This is a genomic window from Maritalea sp., from assembly GCF_051251695.1.
Lineage (GTDB): Bacteria > Pseudomonadota > Alphaproteobacteria > Rhizobiales > Devosiaceae > Maritalea.
Genome location: NZ_JBPOEU010000029.1, coordinates 1 through 18,885, shown reverse-complemented (window position 1 = coordinate 18,885; position 18,885 = coordinate 1). Strand labels below are relative to the sequence as shown.

21 protein-coding genes are annotated in these 18,885 nt (G+C 51.9%); 16 read left to right on the top strand and 5 right to left on the bottom strand.

Annotated features, from left to right (window positions below; genetic code table 11):
* The first annotated feature begins 30 nt into the window (after positions 1–30).
* From ACSHWX_RS15150 to ACSHWX_RS15125, 6 genes are read left to right on the top strand one after another with little or no spacing between them, the layout of a single operon-like run.
* Positions 31–1,101 (top strand): Gfo/Idh/MocA family protein, encoded by a 1,071-nt coding sequence (locus ACSHWX_RS15150; RefSeq protein ID WP_435669072.1) that lies wholly within the window; start codon positions 31–33, stop codon positions 1,099–1,101.
* 14 nt (positions 1,102–1,115) lie between these two features.
* A complete protein-coding gene (locus tag ACSHWX_RS15145; RefSeq protein WP_435669071.1) occupies positions 1,116–1,892 on the top strand; it encodes an SDR family NAD(P)-dependent oxidoreductase in 777 nt (258 codons plus the stop codon).
* A 14-nt stretch (positions 1,893–1,906) separates the two neighbouring features.
* On the top strand, positions 1,907–2,866 hold the full coding sequence (locus ACSHWX_RS15140) for a Gfo/Idh/MocA family oxidoreductase (RefSeq protein WP_435669070.1): 960 nt from the start codon (positions 1,907–1,909) through the stop codon (positions 2,864–2,866).
* 4 nt (positions 2,867–2,870) lie between these two features.
* A complete protein-coding gene (locus ACSHWX_RS15135; protein ID WP_435669069.1) occupies positions 2,871–3,656 on the top strand; it encodes an SDR family oxidoreductase in 786 nt (261 codons plus the stop codon).
* Between the two features lie 17 nt (positions 3,657–3,673).
* Entirely contained in the window at positions 3,674–4,483 is an 810-nt protein-coding gene (locus ACSHWX_RS15130) for an HpcH/HpaI aldolase family protein (protein ID WP_435669068.1), read from the top strand.
* The gene (locus ACSHWX_RS15125; protein WP_435669067.1) at positions 4,473–5,765 is read left to right on the top strand and encodes an amino acid deaminase; all 1,293 of its coding nucleotides are present in this window, start codon (positions 4,473–4,475) and stop codon (positions 5,763–5,765) included. Before ACSHWX_RS15130 ends, ACSHWX_RS15125 begins: the two co-directional genes overlap by 11 nt.
* Positions 5,766–5,794: 29 nt before the next feature.
* Here the strand turns inward: ACSHWX_RS15125 and ACSHWX_RS15120 are convergent, their stop codons facing one another.
* The 3 genes from ACSHWX_RS15120 to ACSHWX_RS15110 are packed head-to-tail and all read right to left on the bottom strand — an operon-like array spanning position 5,795 to position 7,963.
* Positions 5,795–6,187, bottom strand: a complete 393-nt coding sequence (locus ACSHWX_RS15120) for a RidA family protein (protein ID WP_435669066.1) — start codon at positions 6,185–6,187, stop codon at positions 5,795–5,797.
* 22 nt (positions 6,188–6,209) lie between these two features.
* On the bottom strand, positions 6,210–7,205 hold the full coding sequence (locus ACSHWX_RS15115; protein WP_435669065.1) for a hypothetical protein: 996 nt from the start codon (positions 7,203–7,205) through the stop codon (positions 6,210–6,212).
* Positions 7,202–7,963 (bottom strand): SDR family NAD(P)-dependent oxidoreductase, encoded by a 762-nt coding sequence (locus ACSHWX_RS15110; RefSeq protein WP_435669064.1) that lies wholly within the window; start codon positions 7,961–7,963, stop codon positions 7,202–7,204. The genes ACSHWX_RS15115 and ACSHWX_RS15110 overlap by 4 nt, the downstream gene beginning before the upstream one ends.
* A gap of 63 nt (positions 7,964–8,026) precedes the next feature.
* On the opposite strand from ACSHWX_RS15110, the gene ACSHWX_RS15105 reads away from it, so the two are divergent.
* From ACSHWX_RS15105 to ACSHWX_RS15085, 5 genes are all read left to right on the top strand, one after another.
* Positions 8,027–9,205, top strand: a complete 1,179-nt coding sequence (locus ACSHWX_RS15105) for an N-acetylglucosamine-6-phosphate deacetylase (RefSeq protein ID WP_435669063.1) — start codon at positions 8,027–8,029, stop codon at positions 9,203–9,205.
* Positions 9,202–9,663 (top strand): hypothetical protein, encoded by a 462-nt coding sequence (locus ACSHWX_RS15100; RefSeq protein WP_435669062.1) that lies wholly within the window; start codon positions 9,202–9,204, stop codon positions 9,661–9,663. The genes ACSHWX_RS15105 and ACSHWX_RS15100 overlap by 4 nt, the downstream gene beginning before the upstream one ends.
* Positions 9,660–10,160, top strand: a complete 501-nt coding sequence (locus tag ACSHWX_RS15095) for a hypothetical protein (RefSeq protein WP_435669061.1) — start codon at positions 9,660–9,662, stop codon at positions 10,158–10,160. The genes ACSHWX_RS15100 and ACSHWX_RS15095 overlap by 4 nt, the downstream gene beginning before the upstream one ends.
* Positions 10,161–10,165: 5 nt before the next feature.
* Positions 10,166–10,876 carry a sialidase family protein gene (locus tag ACSHWX_RS15090; RefSeq protein WP_435669060.1) on the top strand — a complete coding sequence of 237 codons (711 nt, stop codon included), beginning with the start codon at positions 10,166–10,168 and terminating at the stop codon, positions 10,874–10,876.
* Positions 10,877–10,999: 123 nt separating this feature from the next.
* A complete protein-coding gene (locus ACSHWX_RS15085) occupies positions 11,000–11,299 on the top strand; it encodes a hypothetical protein (RefSeq protein ID WP_435669059.1) in 300 nt (99 codons plus the stop codon).
* 13 nt (positions 11,300–11,312) lie between these two features.
* Here ACSHWX_RS15085 and ACSHWX_RS15080 read toward each other — a convergent pair whose 3' ends face one another.
* Both ACSHWX_RS15080 and ACSHWX_RS15075 read right to left on the bottom strand, forming a co-directional pair.
* Entirely contained in the window at positions 11,313–12,395 is a 1,083-nt protein-coding gene (locus tag ACSHWX_RS15080) for a sialidase family protein (RefSeq protein ID WP_435669058.1), read from the bottom strand.
* A 15-nt stretch (positions 12,396–12,410) separates the two neighbouring features.
* Positions 12,411–13,217, bottom strand: coding sequence for a helix-turn-helix transcriptional regulator (locus tag ACSHWX_RS15075; RefSeq protein WP_435669057.1), 807 nt, complete (start codon positions 13,215–13,217; stop codon positions 12,411–12,413).
* Positions 13,218–13,345: 128 nt separating this feature from the next.
* Here ACSHWX_RS15075 and ACSHWX_RS15070 point away from each other — a divergent pair, with 128 nt between their 5' ends.
* The 5 genes from ACSHWX_RS15070 to ACSHWX_RS15050 all read left to right on the top strand — a co-directional run bounded on the left by ACSHWX_RS15070 (position 13,346) and on the right by ACSHWX_RS15050 (position 18,319).
* Positions 13,346–14,125, top strand: coding sequence for a phytanoyl-CoA dioxygenase family protein (locus ACSHWX_RS15070; RefSeq protein WP_435669056.1), 780 nt, complete (start codon positions 13,346–13,348; stop codon positions 14,123–14,125).
* Between the two features lie 23 nt (positions 14,126–14,148).
* Positions 14,149–15,651: a M81 family metallopeptidase gene (locus ACSHWX_RS15065; protein ID WP_435669055.1), complete on the top strand. Its 1,503-nt coding sequence runs from the start codon at positions 14,149–14,151 to the stop codon at positions 15,649–15,651.
* A gap of 102 nt (positions 15,652–15,753) precedes the next feature.
* The gene (locus ACSHWX_RS15060) at positions 15,754–16,749 is read left to right on the top strand and encodes a sterol desaturase family protein (protein ID WP_435669054.1); all 996 of its coding nucleotides are present in this window, start codon (positions 15,754–15,756) and stop codon (positions 16,747–16,749) included.
* Positions 16,746–17,426 carry an N-acetylmannosamine-6-phosphate 2-epimerase gene (locus tag ACSHWX_RS15055; protein ID WP_435669053.1) on the top strand — a complete coding sequence of 227 codons (681 nt, stop codon included), beginning with the start codon at positions 16,746–16,748 and terminating at the stop codon, positions 17,424–17,426. Before ACSHWX_RS15060 ends, ACSHWX_RS15055 begins: the two co-directional genes overlap by 4 nt.
* A complete protein-coding gene (locus tag ACSHWX_RS15050; RefSeq protein WP_435669052.1) occupies positions 17,423–18,319 on the top strand; it encodes an ROK family protein in 897 nt (298 codons plus the stop codon). Before ACSHWX_RS15055 ends, ACSHWX_RS15050 begins: the two co-directional genes overlap by 4 nt.
* The last annotated feature ends 566 nt before the right edge of the window (positions 18,320–18,885 follow it).

The window sequence follows — 18,885 nt, the reverse complement described above, 5'->3', positions numbered from 1 at the left end:
AAAGATATCATATTAACATAATAACCAGTTATGCGAGAGAGTCAAATCTCAGAAACGAAGTTTGGGACGCATGAAATTGCGGGGGAATGTGCTATTCATCGGGTCTTGATCATTGGGACGGGCGGCATCGGGCGGCGGCACTTGAAAGGCTATGAGCAGACCCGGCGCGCGACACTTTCCGTAGTGGAACCTGATGCGGAAAAACGTGCTTTTGTTTTAAGCCAATTCGCTCTGGTACACAGCTATGCTGACGTTAGTGAGGTTGTTCTTCAGGACTATGATCTGGCAGTAATTTGCGCCCCTGCACATATGCATGTTCCATTGATGAACGCCTGTGTTTCTGCCGGGCTGCCCTTCATGGTCGAAAAACCACTGTCCGTCACCGCCGACGGCGTTCGCAAAACGCTTGATAATGTAAGTTCAACCAACCTGCTTGCTCGCGTAGGGTTTACGCGCCGGGTTGCAGATGAGTTGAAACAAGTTCGCAAGGACATTCAGACGGGCAAGATTGGCGAATTGAAACTCATATACATGAACTCGTCGCAAGAATTTCCCAAGTATCGCCCCGATTTCCAAACCACCTATTACGCCAGGCCAGAGATGGGCGGCGGTGCGATTTTGGACGCGGCAAGCCATTTGTTTGACATGCTTATCTGGATAGCGGGCAAACCAAGGCACGTCAGCTGTATGTATGATCGACTGGTTTTGGAAGGCACGCAGACCGAAGACACCTGCCTGATCAACATCCGCTTTGAAAGTGGCACAATGGCAAACGTGACGATCAATCAATTTCAAAAGCCAAATACCAATCAACAGGAATTCATTGGCACTACGGGAAATCTCTTGCTGGATCATTCCACGCTGACGTACCGAAACAGCGACACGGCCGGTCCCGTCGAAACCCATGACTTCATGGACGGACTGGTTCCGATGGAGGCCCATCAGGCGCGGTTTGCAATGCAGGCCAATTACATGATGGACGCGTTGGAGGGCGGTCAATGTCATCTTGCAACATTGGAAGACGCATATCTGAACCTGCGGCTTGCGCTAGCCGCCAAACAATCTTGGGACGAACGTAAAATAATTGAGCTGGAACACTGAATGGGGTGTCGACGATGAACAATCTGGCAGGCAAAACAATTCTCGTCGCTGGAGGCGCGGGATATCTGGGAGTGCCACTGTGCCAGTTGCTTGCCGCACAGGGCGCAAAAGTTTGCATTGGTGACGCAAATCAAGAACAATTGGATCAGACTGTTAAGCTGATCCAAGCGCAGTCACCCCAATCAGAAGTTTGGGGTCAAACACTTGATGTCGCCGATGAGACCTCGATCATTGATACAGTTGCCGCGTGCGCCGACAGGTTTGGTGATCTCCATGGTCTGGTGAATGCCACATCAGGAGCATCTGGCAAGCCGATCAATGATGTGACTGGCGACGATTTTGATATGGCAAACCGGATGAACCTGACCGGTCCATTCCTATTGGCGCGCCAGGCTGCCAGCCATATGAGCGGAGCCGGTAGTATCGTAATGTATGCGTCCATGTTTGGCCTCGTGTCACCCAATCAGGCGAATTACCCATCTGGCGTCACGCGCAACCCGATTGAATATGGGGCCGGAAAAGCTGGGATGATACAAGTGGTGCGTTATTTAGCATCGCATTATGGTCCCCAGAACATCCGCGTGAATGGCGTTGCTCCGGGACCATTTCCAAATGTTGACAGGCTGAAGTTGCCGACCGTGTTCGTCGAAAATCTTGAACGCCAAACGATGCTGGGCCGTGTTGGCCAGTCACATGAAACGGCGGGACCGGTTGCTTTTTTGTTGTCGGACGCGGCAAGCTATATCACAGGCCACACCTTGCCAATCGACGGTGGTTGGACCGCCTGGTGAACGAGGATCATTGAATGCCTGATTTTCCAATTAAGAATGGCCCGATCAAACTGGCCATGCTTGGCATGACCGAGGGCAACGGTCATCCGTATTCTTGGAGCATCATTATAAATGGACGCTATGACGCGGAAGCTTTGGCCCAATGCCCCTACCCCGCTATCCGCGACTATATCGCCAAACAGCCAGCCAGTACGCTTGGGATTGAACAGGCAGAGGTCACACATGTTTGGACAGACGAGCCCACAGACGGCGAACTGGTTGCAAGCGTCGCCAAAATCGCCAACGTCGTTCCAAACGCCGAAGATGTTATCGGTCATGTCGATGCGGTGCTGGTTGCCACGGACAAAGGTGAAGAGCACGTGGCACGATGCCGTCCGTTTATCGAGGCTGGCTTGCCAGTTTTTGTCGACAAGCCCTTGTGCAACAACCGCGCCGACCTTGCCACATTTTCAGAATGGGCAGATCGTGGAAAACCCTTCATCAGTTCTTCTGCCATGCGGTTTGCCAAGGAATTCGTGCCCTATCACCATGCGACCCATGAATTGGGCAAACTGCAATACGTAAATTTCACCATGGCCAAAAACTGGGAAACTTACGGCATTCACGCGCTTGAGGCTGTGTATCCAATCGTCGGCCCAGGTTTCATTTCCGTTCAAAACACCGGCACCTCTGAGCGCAACATTGTTCATCTGCGCCACCGCGATGGCGTCGACATCAATCTGGTCAACATTTATGATCTGGCGGGCGGCGCAGGGATGATGACGCTTGCAGGAACCCACAGTGGCGTTCAATTGCGAATGGCCGACAGCTATGGCGCGTTCAAGGCGCAACTGTTGTCGTTCGTGGATTACCTGCGGTCCGGCAACCCACCCGTTCCATGGGCCGAAACGCATGAACTTATGCAATTGGTGATCGCTGGCATCGAAAGCCGGGATCAGGGCGGAAAAGTCATTTACCTGAAAGATTTGGAGTAACGAGATGTCGGTATTAGAGACCTTTTCACTGCAAGAAAAAGTGGCACTTGTGACCGGAGGTGCAGGGCTCTATGGGCGTCAGATTGTCGAAGCGTTGGCCGAGGCCGGGGCGAAAACCTTTATCGCATCTCGAGGCGTTGAGGCCTTGGAGAGAGTCGCAGAAGACCTGAATGACCGTGGGTATGACGTGACAGCCATGCATCTGGACTTGGCATCAGACAGCTCCATCGAAAAACTTCACGCCGATATAATCACGGAATGCGGCGCATGCGATATCCTGGTGAACAATGCGGTTACACGTTCGGCCCACGATGGATGGGCGCATGATTTAGAGGCCTACGATATCAGTCTGCATGTCAACGCCTCGGCCCTGTTTAAAATCACCTATCTATTCGCACAGAACATGAAGGCCAAGAATTCAGGCTCGATCATCAACATCTCTTCGATGATGGGTAATGTGGGTATTGAAATGGACAATTACGTCGGCACCGACATGATGCCGGACCCGTCGCCCATATACTTTTTTGAAAAAGGCGGCATGATCAATTTCACCCGGTGGGCGGCTAGTGTTCTTGGCCCGAACAACGTTCGCGTCAATTGCCTTTCACCAGGTGGATACAAGGCAGGCCAACCTGCTGCTTTCGTGGAAAAATATTCTGCCAGAACCCAACTTGGACGCATGGCGAACGACACTGATTTAAAGGGAGCAATCGTTTTCTTAGCTTCCGACGCATCCGCCTATCTGACCGGAACGAATATACCGGTGGATGGCGGCTATACTGCAAAATAGATTTGAATGGGGGAACCATGACGCAAGAACAATACACCGCAGGCCGGAAATCCGGATTTCATATGCGAGAAAGCCGGGTCCTGCGCAAGGTTCGCGCAGGAGGTGTTGCACGTGTTCTAAAGCTCAACACCAATGACGCGAAAATTGCCGAGATATTCGCCATGGCTCAGCCTGACGCGATCTGGCTGTGTTCTGAGCATTGCTCGGGCAGTTTTGAAACTATGGAGCATCAGATACGTGCCGCCAAAATCCACGATGTTGATGCGTTTGTCCGCGTCTCGCGCGGGAGTTATAGCGACTATATTCGGCCACTTGAAATGGATGCGGCCGGTCTGATTGTCCCGCATGTGATGAACCTGGACGACGCGGCGAATGTGCGAGATATGACAAAATTTGCACCACTGGGTCGGCGACCCGTAGATGGTGGAAACAACGACGCCATGTACACCCGTGTCGAATTCGAAGAATACCTCAAAACAGCCAACAGCGAACGCTGTGTATTGTACCAGATGGAAGACCCCGAAGTTATGGATGATCTTGAACAGATAGCCGAAATGGACGGTGTCGACGGGCTATTCTTTGGCCCAGGCGACATGTCAGTCGCTCTGGGAATACCCGGGCAGTTGGACAATCCTGAAATAGCACGGATGCGCGAAACCATGGCCAAAACCGCGCGCAAGCACAACAAAATCGCGGCGACCGTCAGCAACCCGGAAACTGTCGCAAGCTATGCGGGCATGGGTTACAACTTTCTGAATATCGGCGCCGACGTTCTGGCCGTTACGCAATATGCAGATAAAATGCTGGCGGCTTTTGATGACATCTAGCGCAATTGACGTGGCACCAATTCTTGAGACCATCCTTGACGGGCGGACCAAGGGAATTCCCGCGACCACTGCCCCATTTGCATTGGGAGACATAGCCGACAAAAACTGGAATGTCCTTCGCGAAGACATGCCGTTGCCGTTAATGGTGCTCAAACGCAGCAATCTCGACTACAACGCCCACGTCTTTTTGGACTACCTCAGCGCAAATAGCTTGTCACTGGCCCCACATGGCAAAACCACAATGAGCCCGCAATTGTTTGATGAACAACTGCGGCACGGTGCATGGGGTGTCACCGCGGCTACGATCAATCAAGTTCAGGTTATGCGCCACTATGGTGTTTCACGCATCGTCTTGGCCAATCAATTGGTTGGAAAATCCAACGTGTTGTCTTTGGTCGCTGACATGAATTCCGATCCGGGTTTTGAGTTCTTTTGTTTTGTGGATTCGATTGATCAGATTGAAAACATTCAACGCCATCTTGAGAACACGGTTCAAAGCAGACCAATTGGAGTGTTGGTCGAGATCGGTGCCTCTGGTGGGCGCACAGGCGTGCGCCACAAAGAACAGGCCATGGCCGTGATAAAAGCACTTAGAGCTGCGCCAGACCAATTCAGCTTTTGTGGCATAGGTGCGTTTGAAGGCGCGATTCCCGGGTTGGAGCAAAGCGCGACCCCCGTCAATGACTACGCCGATCTGATCATAGAGATCATCAGCGACACACCACAGTCAGCCTATGCGGATCTGGACGAATTCATACTGACTGGTGGGGGATCGTCTTATTTCGACATAATCGCGGAACGGTTCAAGACATTGAAAATATCGGTTCCAGTAAGAGTCCTGTTACGCAGCGGCTGCTATGTGACCAACGACCATGGAGCCTGCCGCACAGCGCAAGAAGAGGCGCGGCAGGACCCAAACCGCCACTGGAATTCAGAATTTCGTCCTGCCCTAGAGGTTTGGTCATACGTCCAATCCCTGCCAGAGCCGGGACTGGGTTTTTTGACAATGGGCAAACGTGACGTGCCATTCGACGCTGGCTTACCGATGCCGTTTAAACGTTATCGGCCGGGTGCAGGATTTCTGGATGTCGGGGAATGCGATATTTTCAGCACGAACGATCAACATGCCTATGTTCGACTGGAACGCGATAGTGACTGGAAGGTTGGCGATATGATTTGTTCAGGCATTTCGCATCCATGCACGGCCTTTGACAAATGGCGTTTCATTCCCGTTGTCAACGACGAATATGACGTTATCGACGGGGTGCTTACGTTCTTTTAGACCAGCAATATTTCAGCACATGTGGCGAACTAGGACGCTTGTTGGCGTGTGGTCGAAACACAAGCGATGCAATCAAGCTCAAATTGCAGCAAAGTACCAAGCACGCCCATAATTGTGCTGCGCGTGGGCAAAGGGGTGTTGAAATACTCGGCGTAAATTTTGTTATAGGCCGCCAGATCTTTTTGATTGGCCACATAGGATTTGACGTTTATGACATTGTCCAGCGACAGACCGGCACCTTCAAGGATCAAGCGCAAGTTCTCGATTGAACGGCGCATTTCTTCTTCGAAAGTACCGGGAATGATCGCGCCGCCATCAGGATCTACCGATGCTTGTCCGGATACAAACATCAAGTCTCCGGCGATGATCGCCGGGCTAAATGGAAGGTCCGATTGGGCACCTTCGTTGACTATTTTAAGCATATTTTTTCCTGTAATTAATGTGTCAGCGAACAAATTTGGCAGGATAGACGTGATGCTCCACTGCCGATTGACGGTTGGCGAGGTGTTCATAAATCTCTGGCAAAACCTGGCCCATCCATTCAGATGTCTGGACGACAAATCCCGGTTTTTCGGAATCCAACGCAAACCCATAAACTTTAGTCATTTCGGAGTATTGCGCTGCTATGACATTGCGCCAGTTTCGATGCAGGTACCCGCAAATGACGTCTGGTTGAAATCTGGCGATTGCATCCATCATGGCGTCGGTGTCTTCTGCGCCGACTTCCTGATTGACGCTGATAACCGAAATCTTTGCCGTGGGATCCACCTCTTTGTGGGCATTCCGAAACCCTTCTAGGCGCGCGGCTTGTTCGCCTGACAATATCTCAGAGTCCAAATAAAGATACCGATAGGACTTGCCCGCGAAACTTTTGAACATATCAACAAAAAGCGACGCGAAATCGAGCCGGAAACTGTGAAATAACGTATCATCAGTAAACAGATCAATCAGGCTAATTTGACTGGTCGTTTCGGACAAACCGCCGGTGTTCGTTTTATCGGTGATCCCGGTTAGAATAACTGCGTCGAGAGCATCCCAAAGATTTGTTGGCATCGCACCGTGGGTGAAGCTGCCCAGCACGAATTCGTGCCCATCTGAGACTACGCCTTTTTCAATCGCAGTAACCATTCTGGTGTAGAACGCATTGTCGAATATTCCACCACCAACGATATCTCGGTTATAAAAAAAACCAATACGCCAATGCGCTTCGGCCCAAGGTGTTTTCACCAGATAGGATCCTTTACCGACCTGACGTCGGATCACCCCTTCGGCTTCGAGATCTTTGAGTGTTTTCATTACTGTAATCAGCGAGTAGTCACAAAACTTGATAATTTCATTTTGTGATTCAATTTTGTCGCCGGGACCAAGGCCTTGGGTCTTCCAGCGTCGCAACAGCATGGACCGCAATTGTAGGTGTCGTGGTGACAAATCTTTATTCATACTTGTGCACCCCATGACATTTGCTGCGCCGTAATCCCACCGTCAATATAAAGCATTTGTCCGGTGATATATCCTGTGGCTTGCGATGCCAGGAATACTGCCGTCGCGCCAATGTCATCTGGCTGACCGATCCGGCCTAAGGGAATTTGCCTGCACAGCTCATCGCGCGTTTGCTTTGGCTCAAGCACGGCTTGGGTCAATGGTGTTTCAATGATACCCGGGCCAATTCCATTGACCCGTATCCCCTGGTCCGCCAGTGAAACTGCAAGCGAGCGGATCATCATCAAAATTGCGCCTTTGGTACTGTCATAGATGACGCTGTTTTTTTCTGCGGCCAAAGAATTCGTGGACCCGATGCAAATTATCGATCCCCCTTTCCCAGCTGCCGATGCGATGGAAGCGAAAGCCTGAGACGCGAACAGATAACCTTTGACGTTCAAATCGAAAGCACGGCGAAACATTTCGCTGTCAATGGTGCCGAAATCGGTGTCAGTAAACGTACCGGCATTGTTCACCAGCGTATCAAGGGCGCCCAGTTTGTGGTGCGCCTGTTGGACAAGGTATTCGGCCCCTTCCACAGTGGACAGATCTGCCTGCACAAAATGACATTCGGTCAATTCGCCTAGCGCTCTTACAGCTGCGGCATCAGGCTGATGCGAGTTTATGACAAGACGCGCGCCCGATTGTGCAAAGGCCTTTGCAATGGCAAAGCCGATCCCGTGGGTTGAACCGGTCACACACACACAGAGTCGCGCCATTAATGCACCTTGAAATTTGAACCTACTTCGTTAACATAATAACATATTAGGATCGGCAAGTTCATGCAAGTTAAACAAAAATGGACGAACGTTTCAATCATAACGCCTGAAGGGCCAGTTCATAAAGATTTGCTGGTCGATGGCGACAGAATTTCCGCGTTGCTGGACCGGAAAACTGTCTCAGGAAACGACGTCAAGGTCATAGACGGAGCTGGACGGATCTTGTTTCCGGGCATGATCGATGTATTGCAGCACGGCTTTGATATTAATTTTTATCACGAGCCTACACCGGGATGCGTTGCCAACAGTGCAGATCTATTGCCCCAATATGGTGTGACTGGGTTCCTGCCGTCTATCGGTTCATTGGCACCGGACAAAACCGCCGGTGTTTTGTCAGATCTGGCGCAACAGTGTTCCCAAGCTAGGGGCGCACGCGCACTTGGTGTCCACAGTGAGGGCCCGTGTTTCGGTGCGCCCGGCGCCCATAACCCTGAAAACCTTTTGTTGCCAACTCTTGAACTTGGCCATCAACTTATCAATTCGGCAGAGGGAAAGTTGCTGGCAGTTACCGTCGCCCCTGAACTGGATGGTGCCGAAGAATTTATTGGCCTGATGAAGCAGAATGGCGTGTCGGTTCACCTTGGCCACAGCCGAGGCTTGGCCGATAACATATCGCGCTATGTCTCATGGGGTATCGACGCCGTCACCCACATGTACAATGTCACCAAATCCTTGCCACCCGACGACAGTGGCGTTCATCCTTTTTCGCTGCCAGATGCGTTGCTGGCAGAGCCCGATCTGGCACTGGGGCTGATATGCGACGGTATTCATGTGCACCCAAAACTGGTGAAACTGCTGTCGCAACTGCCAGCCGACCGGGTATTCCTTGAAACTGATTCAATCAAATATGCCGGTCGCGACGGGGCACGGTTTGAGGCTTTTCCAGGCTACTGGGTCACCAGCGCCAAAGGAAACGCCGTCAAAGACGATAATGGAGGGTTGTGTGGCTCTTCGCTGACGTCGCACGAAGCAATGCTAAACTATTTGTCCTTCACCGGAACCGACCTGACGCGTGCGGCTATGGCCAGCTCACTTATCCCGGCCCGCGTACTTGGACTTGAGCATGACCTCGGCAGCCTCGCCGTCGGAAAACTCGCCGATTTTGCCGTGCTGGATCCAAATACATTGGCGGTCAGCGAAACCTATGTGGGGGGCAAACCTGTGTTTGAACAAATGGCGTGATCAGGCCGGACGACAAACCGCTGCGTTATAACGAAAGCGGTAATGTCCATATGGATTTCCACGGTGCCGCCGACACGACAATCGAATTTGTTATTAAATACTATGGCATCGACGTCATGGACAAAATCTTCGAGCGAGTCGGTCAGGATGTCTATGCAGATATCCGCGCTCATCTGATGGACGGAAACGCGGGCGAGTTGGTTAAACACTGGCGGCATTTTTTTGACCGCGAAGAAGCTGAGTATGACATTGAAATTGGCAAGGACATGATCGTACTGACGGTTCGCCACTGCACCGCCTATGCCCATGTCCAAAAGATTTCCGGCCGCGTTTCAAAACATTTTTGTGACCAGACGATAAAGACCAATAACGCCATGGCCGCAGACAGCCCGTTTGCAATCGACACAGAAATCACCGGCCCGGGTTCGTGCCGCCAGATCATTTACAAACGCCCATGATTCCCAGCGATCATTTCACCAAGTTTTACAATGAAGTGTTTAAATTTCTTGAGACACAGGGCGAAGATGCGCTGCATGCCTATTGGCTGGAGATCAGCAAAAACCAGGAACGCCACACGATCGAGCTGTTTCGTGAAAAGGGACTCGAGGGGATGCGCGAGTATTGGGACCACATACGCATCGAGGAAAACTGCGACCTAGATCTTGAGCTGCATGAAGACCGGCTTAAATTGCGAATGAACGCGTGCCCGAGCCTCGGCAAAGTCATGGACAATGATGCCGAACCGATGGCGCGGTATTGTGACCATTGTGCCGGATGGATCGGACCGATCATGGACAAGCTTGGCTATCACTTGGTGTACGACGTGATTGACCGTCAAAAACCGCAATGCGTCATGCGGATCTTTGAAGATGCCGAAGCAGCAAGAAAGGCTGAGAAACAGGCAAAGCTATTGATGGGCTGGCCTGGCAAAACGGATCATGTCGGCAACGACTAGAATCTTTGGGGGATCGAGCGCTGCAAATCGTCGACAGAGGAACAATCAGCCAGGGCGAGCCGGGAACCAATCGCGCATGCATCACCTTCGGATCCATAACCCTACTGAATGACGGCACTCTTCTCGCCACGGCGCGCATGGGCGCTGACAAGGACTGTGACCAAGAAACGATCGAGATGTATCGATCCCGTGACAATGGACGCAGCTGGAGCCAACCGACGATGCCATTCCTTGATGTAAAGGTCGGTGGACAGTTCGGATCGCTCAAGCTGTGCTATTTGACAGAACTTGGACCGCAACATTTGTTGGCCGCAGCCATGTGGGTAGATCGGACCAGCCATCCGGGCATACCTCTGTTCAACGCTGCGACAGAAGGCTGTTTGCCTATGGCGATCTTACTGGCAGAGTCACACGATGGTGGGGCCTCTTGGACGGCATGGCGCACGGTGCCCATGCCAGATGAGATTGGACCGCCCAGCCTTACCTGCCCGGTTCTGAAACTCGCCGACGGGTCATTGGCCATGAGCATCGAGACTAACAAACACTACGATGACGCCACGACCTGGCAACAAAAAGCTGTGTTCTCACACTCTTTGGATACTGGGATGAGTTGGTCAGCGCCCCGGCCAGTCGCCGAAGGCAAAACCGGGCGCTTCTTCAATTGGGACCTGCGCTGTGCAGTTGACGCATTTGGAAACGTTGCAAGCTTTGCCTAGACCTATGACCGGACGACCAAAAAATATCAAAACATTCACCGCCGTCTAAGCAAAGATAATGCGCAAACATGGTCCGACGCACAGGATATAGGGATTTCCGATCAGGCCGGACAGCCGGCGGTATTGCTCGACGGACGTGTTGTCCTCGCGTGGGTTGATCGGTTTGGCAGCCAGAGCATTCGCGCACGTATGGCCCTGACAATTGACGCCGCGTTCCAGCCTGAAAGTGAAGTTCAAATATACGCACACGCCGCGCCAAAAGACAGTGATGTCCGTGATACAGGCGACCTGCTGGCAGGTATGGAAATGTGGGGCTTTGGCTTGCCGTTTGCCACTGCCCTGCCCGACGGCGATGTAATAGTAACATATTACGCAGGCGACAACCGCGCGATGAGCCTGCATTTCGTACGGCTTTCTTTCTAACATCCCGAGCGGTTTACAGGTCCAGTATGCACCCCTTGATCACGTGCTGACACTCCTCAACCGCCCAGTATGCGGCCAGTACTTGACCGTTTGAAAGCTGTAAGAGCGACGGCTGCCCAAACTTCAGACTGCCAAATTGCTTCTTGATGTCGGTGGCGTCGCTTTTCATATGATCGTCAGAAAACAGACTTAGCTCACTTTCAATCTTGAACCGTCCATCAGAAATATCGACCTGACGCACCCAAAGCCCGGCAGGATCTTCGCGATGCGCATGTATTGTCAGAATTTTATCATCAGCCAACCGCATCAGGTTTGACGCTTGTCCACGCACGCCCGTGTCAATTGCGGGCTCAAAGCTCTGGCCTGCATCGTAGGATATCGCGACATGGTTGTTCAGATTGGTTTTGGTCTTATTGTCATAGGCCCAAAACAGAACCACCACCTGTCCCGGACGTGTTTCACACAACCGACATTCCCATGCGGCGATCTCGCCGCCAGGGCTCTCAAAAAATGTTGTCAATTTTTCCCATCTTTGACCGCTATTGTCGCTGAAGATGATCCAGCCCGAATGCCCGTCCTCCCCCAAATGGAACGGCGGGGCCGCGGCAAGGATACGGCCGCATTGCAACTGAATACACGGACCGGACATTTCAAGCGGTTGACCAGTAATATCGACCAGGTTCGGAACCTCCCAGTTTTGCCCATTGTCGACAGACCGGCTGACCAAATTCCGAAGCGGAAGAACCGCGAATGTATCGGGGTCAACAATCGGCGCAAGATCAGTATGACGAACAAAGCCATAGCCAGTCGCCAACAAATTTCCGTCAGCCAGCAACAGTGGCTTCATCGTTTCTGAAATCGGATGTGGTTGAAATTCATGGTGATGCAGCCGTTTCGGTGCAGTCCAGCTTTGGCCCAAATCGGTGCTGGTGCTGATAAATGCCCGATGGTCGGCTGCATCAAACGCCTGTCCAATTGAAAAGATAGCCAACAGGCTGTCGTCTTCCAATTGAACGATACCGGGAAAAATCGCCTGTTGGCTTATTAGCAACGGGTCTGGGTTGGCGTAGATTGTAATTTTCTTGGACAGTCTCATGATATTTGCTTTCTTTTACGCAAATGGTTTTGACCAGCGGCGAAACTGACCAGGCGTCATCCCGCGTGAAGTCTTGAACGCTGTGCAAAAAGTTTCGGCGTGCCGATACCCAACCTGCATGGCGACTTCCGATATTGAGAATCCGGTGGTGGCCAACAGTGTTTCCGCCTTGCTTAGCCTCAAAATACGTAGATATTCGCCTGCCGAGGTCTCAAAAATCGCGCGGTGCTGTCTGCGCAGTCCGCTTTCACTCACGCCGGCAATTCGTGCAACATCATTCAGTGTGCGTATGCCCTGTAAATGGTCGGCGACCTGTATCCAGACTGCTTCCAGCCAGTGTTTCGGCGTCGCCTTGTGTGCGTTTGATCGTTCGGTCGGGCTCTCGAACCCATCAAGTATTGAGTGCAATAGACGTTGCTGACGGCTCATCAGCCTGTCGTCATCCTTTTGTGCAAGTTCCATCGCCAGACGCACCTGATTGTGGACGTGCAAATTTTCATCAAAGCGCACCTTATAAATTCCTCGGGCTTTAAACGCTGGCGCGCAAGGCCCTGAATATTGAAAATGGCAAACGGATGCGGTCGCGAAAGGCCCCGTCGCACGCCCCGAAAACTGCGTTTCGGGCAGAATTAAAACACCGTCTGGGGCGCTTAGATCAAGTGTGCGGCCAAGCGTTGGAAAACTAATTCTGACGTCGCCCTGATGTACCCAAAACAAGTCGTAAACGTGCAAGATCACAGGACCTATCTTCATGCGTTCATCAATACGACCAAACTGATGTTTTCCAAGGATCAAATGAGCGGTTTGAATGTTGGTATTCATAATTACTCGATCCGATTTTCTCCGAAAATTATCGATATTCCTATCTTTCTGCCGGATTGACTACGTGACTTAGTGAACATTCTGGAGTTCACTTGTGCAACAACAAACATCGTTTCAAGGACAGGGCCATGCTTCAATCCGCATTAGATTTTGACGCTTCGGAGACGAAAGATTGTTTTGATCGGGACGGTTATTTGCGGGTCGATTCGTTATTTGGCGCCGCAAAAATGGCCGAAATTAATGCAGAATTGGATCGGTATATTGCCCAGCACGTTCCGGGCATGAGCCGATCCGAAGTCTATTACGAAGACATCAACGACGACACCAGCATCAAGCAATTGATGAATATGCACGATCACGATTCCTATTTTGATGATTTGCTGCGAAATAGTGTCATCCGAACGATGGCCGAAACAGCACTAGGTGAAGAGGTTAAGGGCGTGAATGTCGAATATTTCAACAAACCGCCGGGCATCGGCAAAGCGACACCTGCACATCAAGATGGATATTTCTTTCATATCAAACCGTCCAAGGCCGTCACCGGATGGCTGGCGCTAGAAGATGTCGATCATGAGAACGGGTGTATTCACTATGTTCGCGGTTCGCACAAGGCCGATGGTTTTCGCACCCATGCAAGATCGAACGTTCTGGGATTTTCGCAGGGAATGACCGATTTCGGCACAGATGACGACAAAGAAAATACTGTCGCGTTCCCGTGTGGTGCAGGCACGTTTTTGATGCACGATTCCAAAACCATTCACTGGGCCGGGAAAAACCGCTCCAAGACCCGGTCACGCCGGGCGGTTGGCTTTATCTATTTTGCAAAGAGCGTCGAAATAGACAAAGAGGCCCGCGCAGCTTATCAAGCGAAACTTGATCAGGATCTGATGGCCGACAACAAGATATGAATGCGCGGCCAGGGGGCGAAGAGATGAAAACCAAACGCGTGCTGTTGGCCGGATTGTTTCATGAAACCCACACGTTTCTGCACCACAAGACCGGACTGGATGAATTTCGTCAGGGCGGGCTAAATATCGGACATGACGTAATTTCGCAAAACACTGGAAACGGGTCTCCTACGGACGGGTTTCTGGAATATGCTCAGCTTCGGGACTGGACCGTGGTGCCGGCCATACAGATGGCCGCCAACCCCTCGGGGATGGTAGCACAAGAGGCCGTCGACCTATTTAACAGTCATTTCTTCGATGTGCTTGAAAAGGAATCCGCTGACCTGGCTGGAATATTCCTCATCCTGCATGGTGCAATGGTCAGCCAAGATTGTGACGACGTAGAAGGTGTATTATTGCGTGAAACTCACAATCGGTTGCACGCCAAGGGCATCGACATTCCTGTCGTTGCGGTCATTGACTTTCACGCCAATGTCACCAAAGACATGACCGATTTCAGCACGTGTCTGTATTCCTACCGCATGAATCCTCATAGCGATGCCCGCGAAGCGGCCGTGCATGCCGCACAGAGATTAGAACAATTGATGGATGGGCGTACAGCCAGCCAACACCATCTTGCGACCGCTTTTGTCATCCCGCCCACAGGGCTTGCCACAGCAGTCAACCCCATGAAAGCGGTGCAGGCAAAAGCACGCGCCATCGAGGCACGGGATCCGGACATCCTGTGCATCAATGTGATGGGCGGCTATGCATACGCGGATATTCCAGATTGCGGGTTTAGTCTTAATTGCTGCACAAGCGGGGATGCCGAGACCGCGCGCGGTTATTTGCACAACTTGCTGGCGGAATTTGAGGCTAACGTAAGTCACGCCTATCCGACCGAGACCTCGCTAGAATCGGTTCTGGAGCGTGTTGACGCTGAACCACACGGCAAGGGGCCCGTATTGCTGGTTGAACCCGCTGACAATATTGGCGGGGGCACGCCGGGTGATGGCACAGGTTTGCTGGAACCATTGTTAGACACAGGCCGCAAGAACATCGTCGCAATCGTAAACGACCCAGAAGCCGCGGCGCAATGCCATGCGTCGGAGACAGGCAAAACAATCAACCTGTTGATTGGTGCCAAAACTGACGAACATCATGGTAAACCCATGGAGTTTTCTGGTGTCGTTCGCCACCTCAGTGATGGAAAATTTGAGCTTGAGAACAAGCAATCTCATCTGGCTTCTATGATGGGGACACATATCGACATGGGCCCTTGCGCCGTACTGCAAAATGTTCAGGCGACGGTCCTATTGACCAGCCACAAGACACCGCCAATGGATCTAGGCCAGTTGCATTCGCAAGGTATCAGCCCTGAAAACGCTGACTTTGTGATTGTCAAAGCAGCGGTGTCACATAAAGACGCCTATGACCCCATCGCCGCCGCAAGTTACAATGTTCAAAGCACGGGACTGTGCACCAGCGAACTGACAGATTTACCTTATGAAAAGCTGACCGGAAAACAAATCTCGGCAAACGTATGAATGCGCCGTGCGTCGAAATTCCCATGGCTCGAGCTTGCCATGAATGAGTTCGCTAAAGCCGGACTTCGAATGCTAGTGTATGTTAGGGAGGTCACGTAAATCATGGATGACTCTGATTTCGGCAAGGAAGACAACCGCGGTTACTGGAAACCGAATGAGCTTATCCGATATCCAGGGGTCTTTGTCTGGCCACCCCAATTGGTCTCCATTTTAGGATGGTTGCCCAAATACTTGTTTCCATGGGGCGTTTTTTATGGCGGTCTGGGCACGCTTGTGTGGTTGTTCCTGACGCCGCCGGTCGAGCAAATGCGCACATTAACTTTGGACTGGATCGCATTTGTTTTTATTCGAAATTGCACCCTAATGGTTCTGATTGTCGGCTTGCAACACTATTGGCTGTACATCAGACGTGCGCAAGGCACACTGTTTAAGTTCAACCGAAAATGGCCAGAAGGAAAACACCCTGGTTTTACCTTTGGAACGCAGCTGCGTGATAATCTGTTCTGGACGTTTGTATTTGGCGTTCCTATCTGGACAGCGTGGGAGGTCACATCGCTTTGGCTATATGCCAATGGCATGATTGCCCAGCTTGATCCGATCGCCAATCCGATCTGGCTCATTCTTCTTTGGTTCTTTGTGCCGCTGTTACACGAATTTCATTTTTTCTGTGTGCACCGACTAATTCACTGGCCCCCTCTTTATACGCGTTTTCACAAGGTCCATCACCGGAACAGCAACCCCGGCCCTTGGTCAGGAATATCAATGCATCCGGTTGAACATTTATTGTATTTCTCTGGCTTTCTGATTTACTGGATCGTTCCTGCGCACCCGTTGCATTTCTTGCATTATTCCATGATGGTTGGACTTTCACCGGCACAGGGACATACAGGGTTCGATCGTGTCGTTACAAAGGATAAGTCAACATTTCACCTGCCCTACTATGCGCACTATCTACATCATCGGCTTTTTGAGGTGAATTACTCTGATGGCACGATCCCACTGGATAAATGGTTCGGCTCATTTCATGATGGGTCAGAAGAGGCCGATCTTGCCCTGGCAGAACGGCGCGCCAAACAAAGAAAGAAGCGAAAGCAATGACGGATGTGCTAGAGCGGCTTCGGGGTGGCCTGGTCGCATCATGCCAGCCTGTTGACGACGGTCCGATGGACAAGCCTGACATCGTCGCCGCAATGGCACTGGCCGCGGTCGCAGGCGGCGCCGCAGGATTGCGTATTGAAGGCATCCCGAACCTTCGTGCAACGCGTCCGCTGGTCAATGTCCCGATTATCGGCATCGTGAAATCCGACAGTCAGGAGACACCCGTGCAAATTACGGCAACCAAACAAGACGCAATAGCGCTTATTAAGGCTGGGGCCGATATCGTCGCCTATGACGCCACAAATCGTCCACGACATGACAGCCGAGACGCAGTACTTGCCACGATTTTATCACATGGCGCGATTGCAATGGCCGACTGCTCTACACTTGACGATGCCCGGCACGCATTGACGGGAGACGCAAAAATCCTTGGGACCACTCTGTCTGGCTACACCGCTGCGACTGCGAAGGCAGAACATACTCCCGATATCGATCTGGTTCGCGAATTCAGCACCTTGGGCGCCTTTACTATGGCCGAAGGGCGGTACGATACGCCTTTGTTGGCCAATCAGGCCCTGAGCGCCGGTGCCGATTGTGTGACTGTCGGCAGCGCGCTGACACGTTTGGAAGTCATGACAAAGCTGTTCGTCGACGGATTGCATGGGGCGCGTCAATGAACCAAATCGCCCAGTTGAACGGATTTGCCGTGGATCTTGGCGGAACAAAAACAGCGGTTGCAAGCATTGAAAACGGTCAAATCAATGAGAGCAGAACCATCCAAACGGAGGGCAATTCTGCCCCTAATGTGCACATCGAAAAACTGACTGTGATGCTGCGCGATGTCGGCTACCGGCCAGATGACCGGCTTGGCGTGGCTGTGACCGGACGCGTCGATGCTCGCGGAGATTGGCACGCTGTTAATCGCGCAACGCTGCAGGGTATAGAAGCGATACCCCTTGGCAAAATCATTGCTGAAAAAATCGGGCCAGCATCGCTTGTCAATGACGCTGCTGCTGCGACACTTGCCGAGGCCCAGTTCGGGAGCGGCGTGGGTTTGAAAAACTTCGGCTACATCACAGTTTCCACAGGTGTGGGGGGCGGTCTGTTTTTGGGGGGACGGTTGCACCAAAGTGCAAATGGGTTGGCTGGCCACATCGGGTTCAGCTCCTCCTCCCTCAGCTTGGAAATGTGTGGTAGCGGACGGTTTGGCACTGTCGAAAGCATCGCGAGCGGCAATGCAATCGCGCGGGCTGCCCAATGCGCTGGGTATCGCGACCTTGACGCGCGTGACGTATTTGAACGAGCCGTACAGGGCGAACATTGGGCAGATGGACTAATTGACAAATCGGCCCAGGCCATTGCCAATCTTTGCGCTGATCTGACTGTGACCCTCGGCCTTGAAGCCATTGCCCTTGGCGGCAGTGTTGGTTTGGCAAAGGGGTATCTTGACCGCGTTCAATCACATATCGAAACGATACCGGAACTTTTTCGGCCAAAGCTGGTCCCAGCATCCCTGGCCCACAACGGACCGTTGTTGGGCGCCTTAATCATGGCGACGCACGACGACTGAGAATGCAAGCCGCCAATGGCATTTGATCCATGTCCGTCATCAAATGGGTTGTGATCCATAGCGGTGTACCCCGTTAACCCTCGAACGGATCGTCCGCAAACCTATTCCACTCGATTGGAATGGGCAGGCCAAATCGTACGGCTTTGACGTAAGTTTCGGTCTTCCCTGATCTTGATCTGCACTTCTCTGTTTCTTCAGAGGAATATCCCTGATATTCGCGCCAAAGTTCCCTGCAAATTTGCGCAGGGCAATCGCCCGTAACACTTGGAAATCAAGCTCAGATTCCAAAAATTTTTCCTGTTAGCCGGGAATTTTAGCCGTAACCGAAGTGATCAGCCCCACTTGAGTGGTCCAGTCTGAATGTTAGTGCATGATTGGCCTTTGGTCGGTGGTGTCAGACGGATGCGAACCAGTCTCTGCAAGGACAATGAGGCTGTCCCTTATGCCGCGCCGAGTTGACGCCACTCGGAGAGAGCAGCGGTTCGGTTTAGCTTGAAATTTTCGCGTGAGTAAAGGTGGCGCTCCTGATTGAAATGGTTGCAGACCGAAGCATGAACGGCGACGAA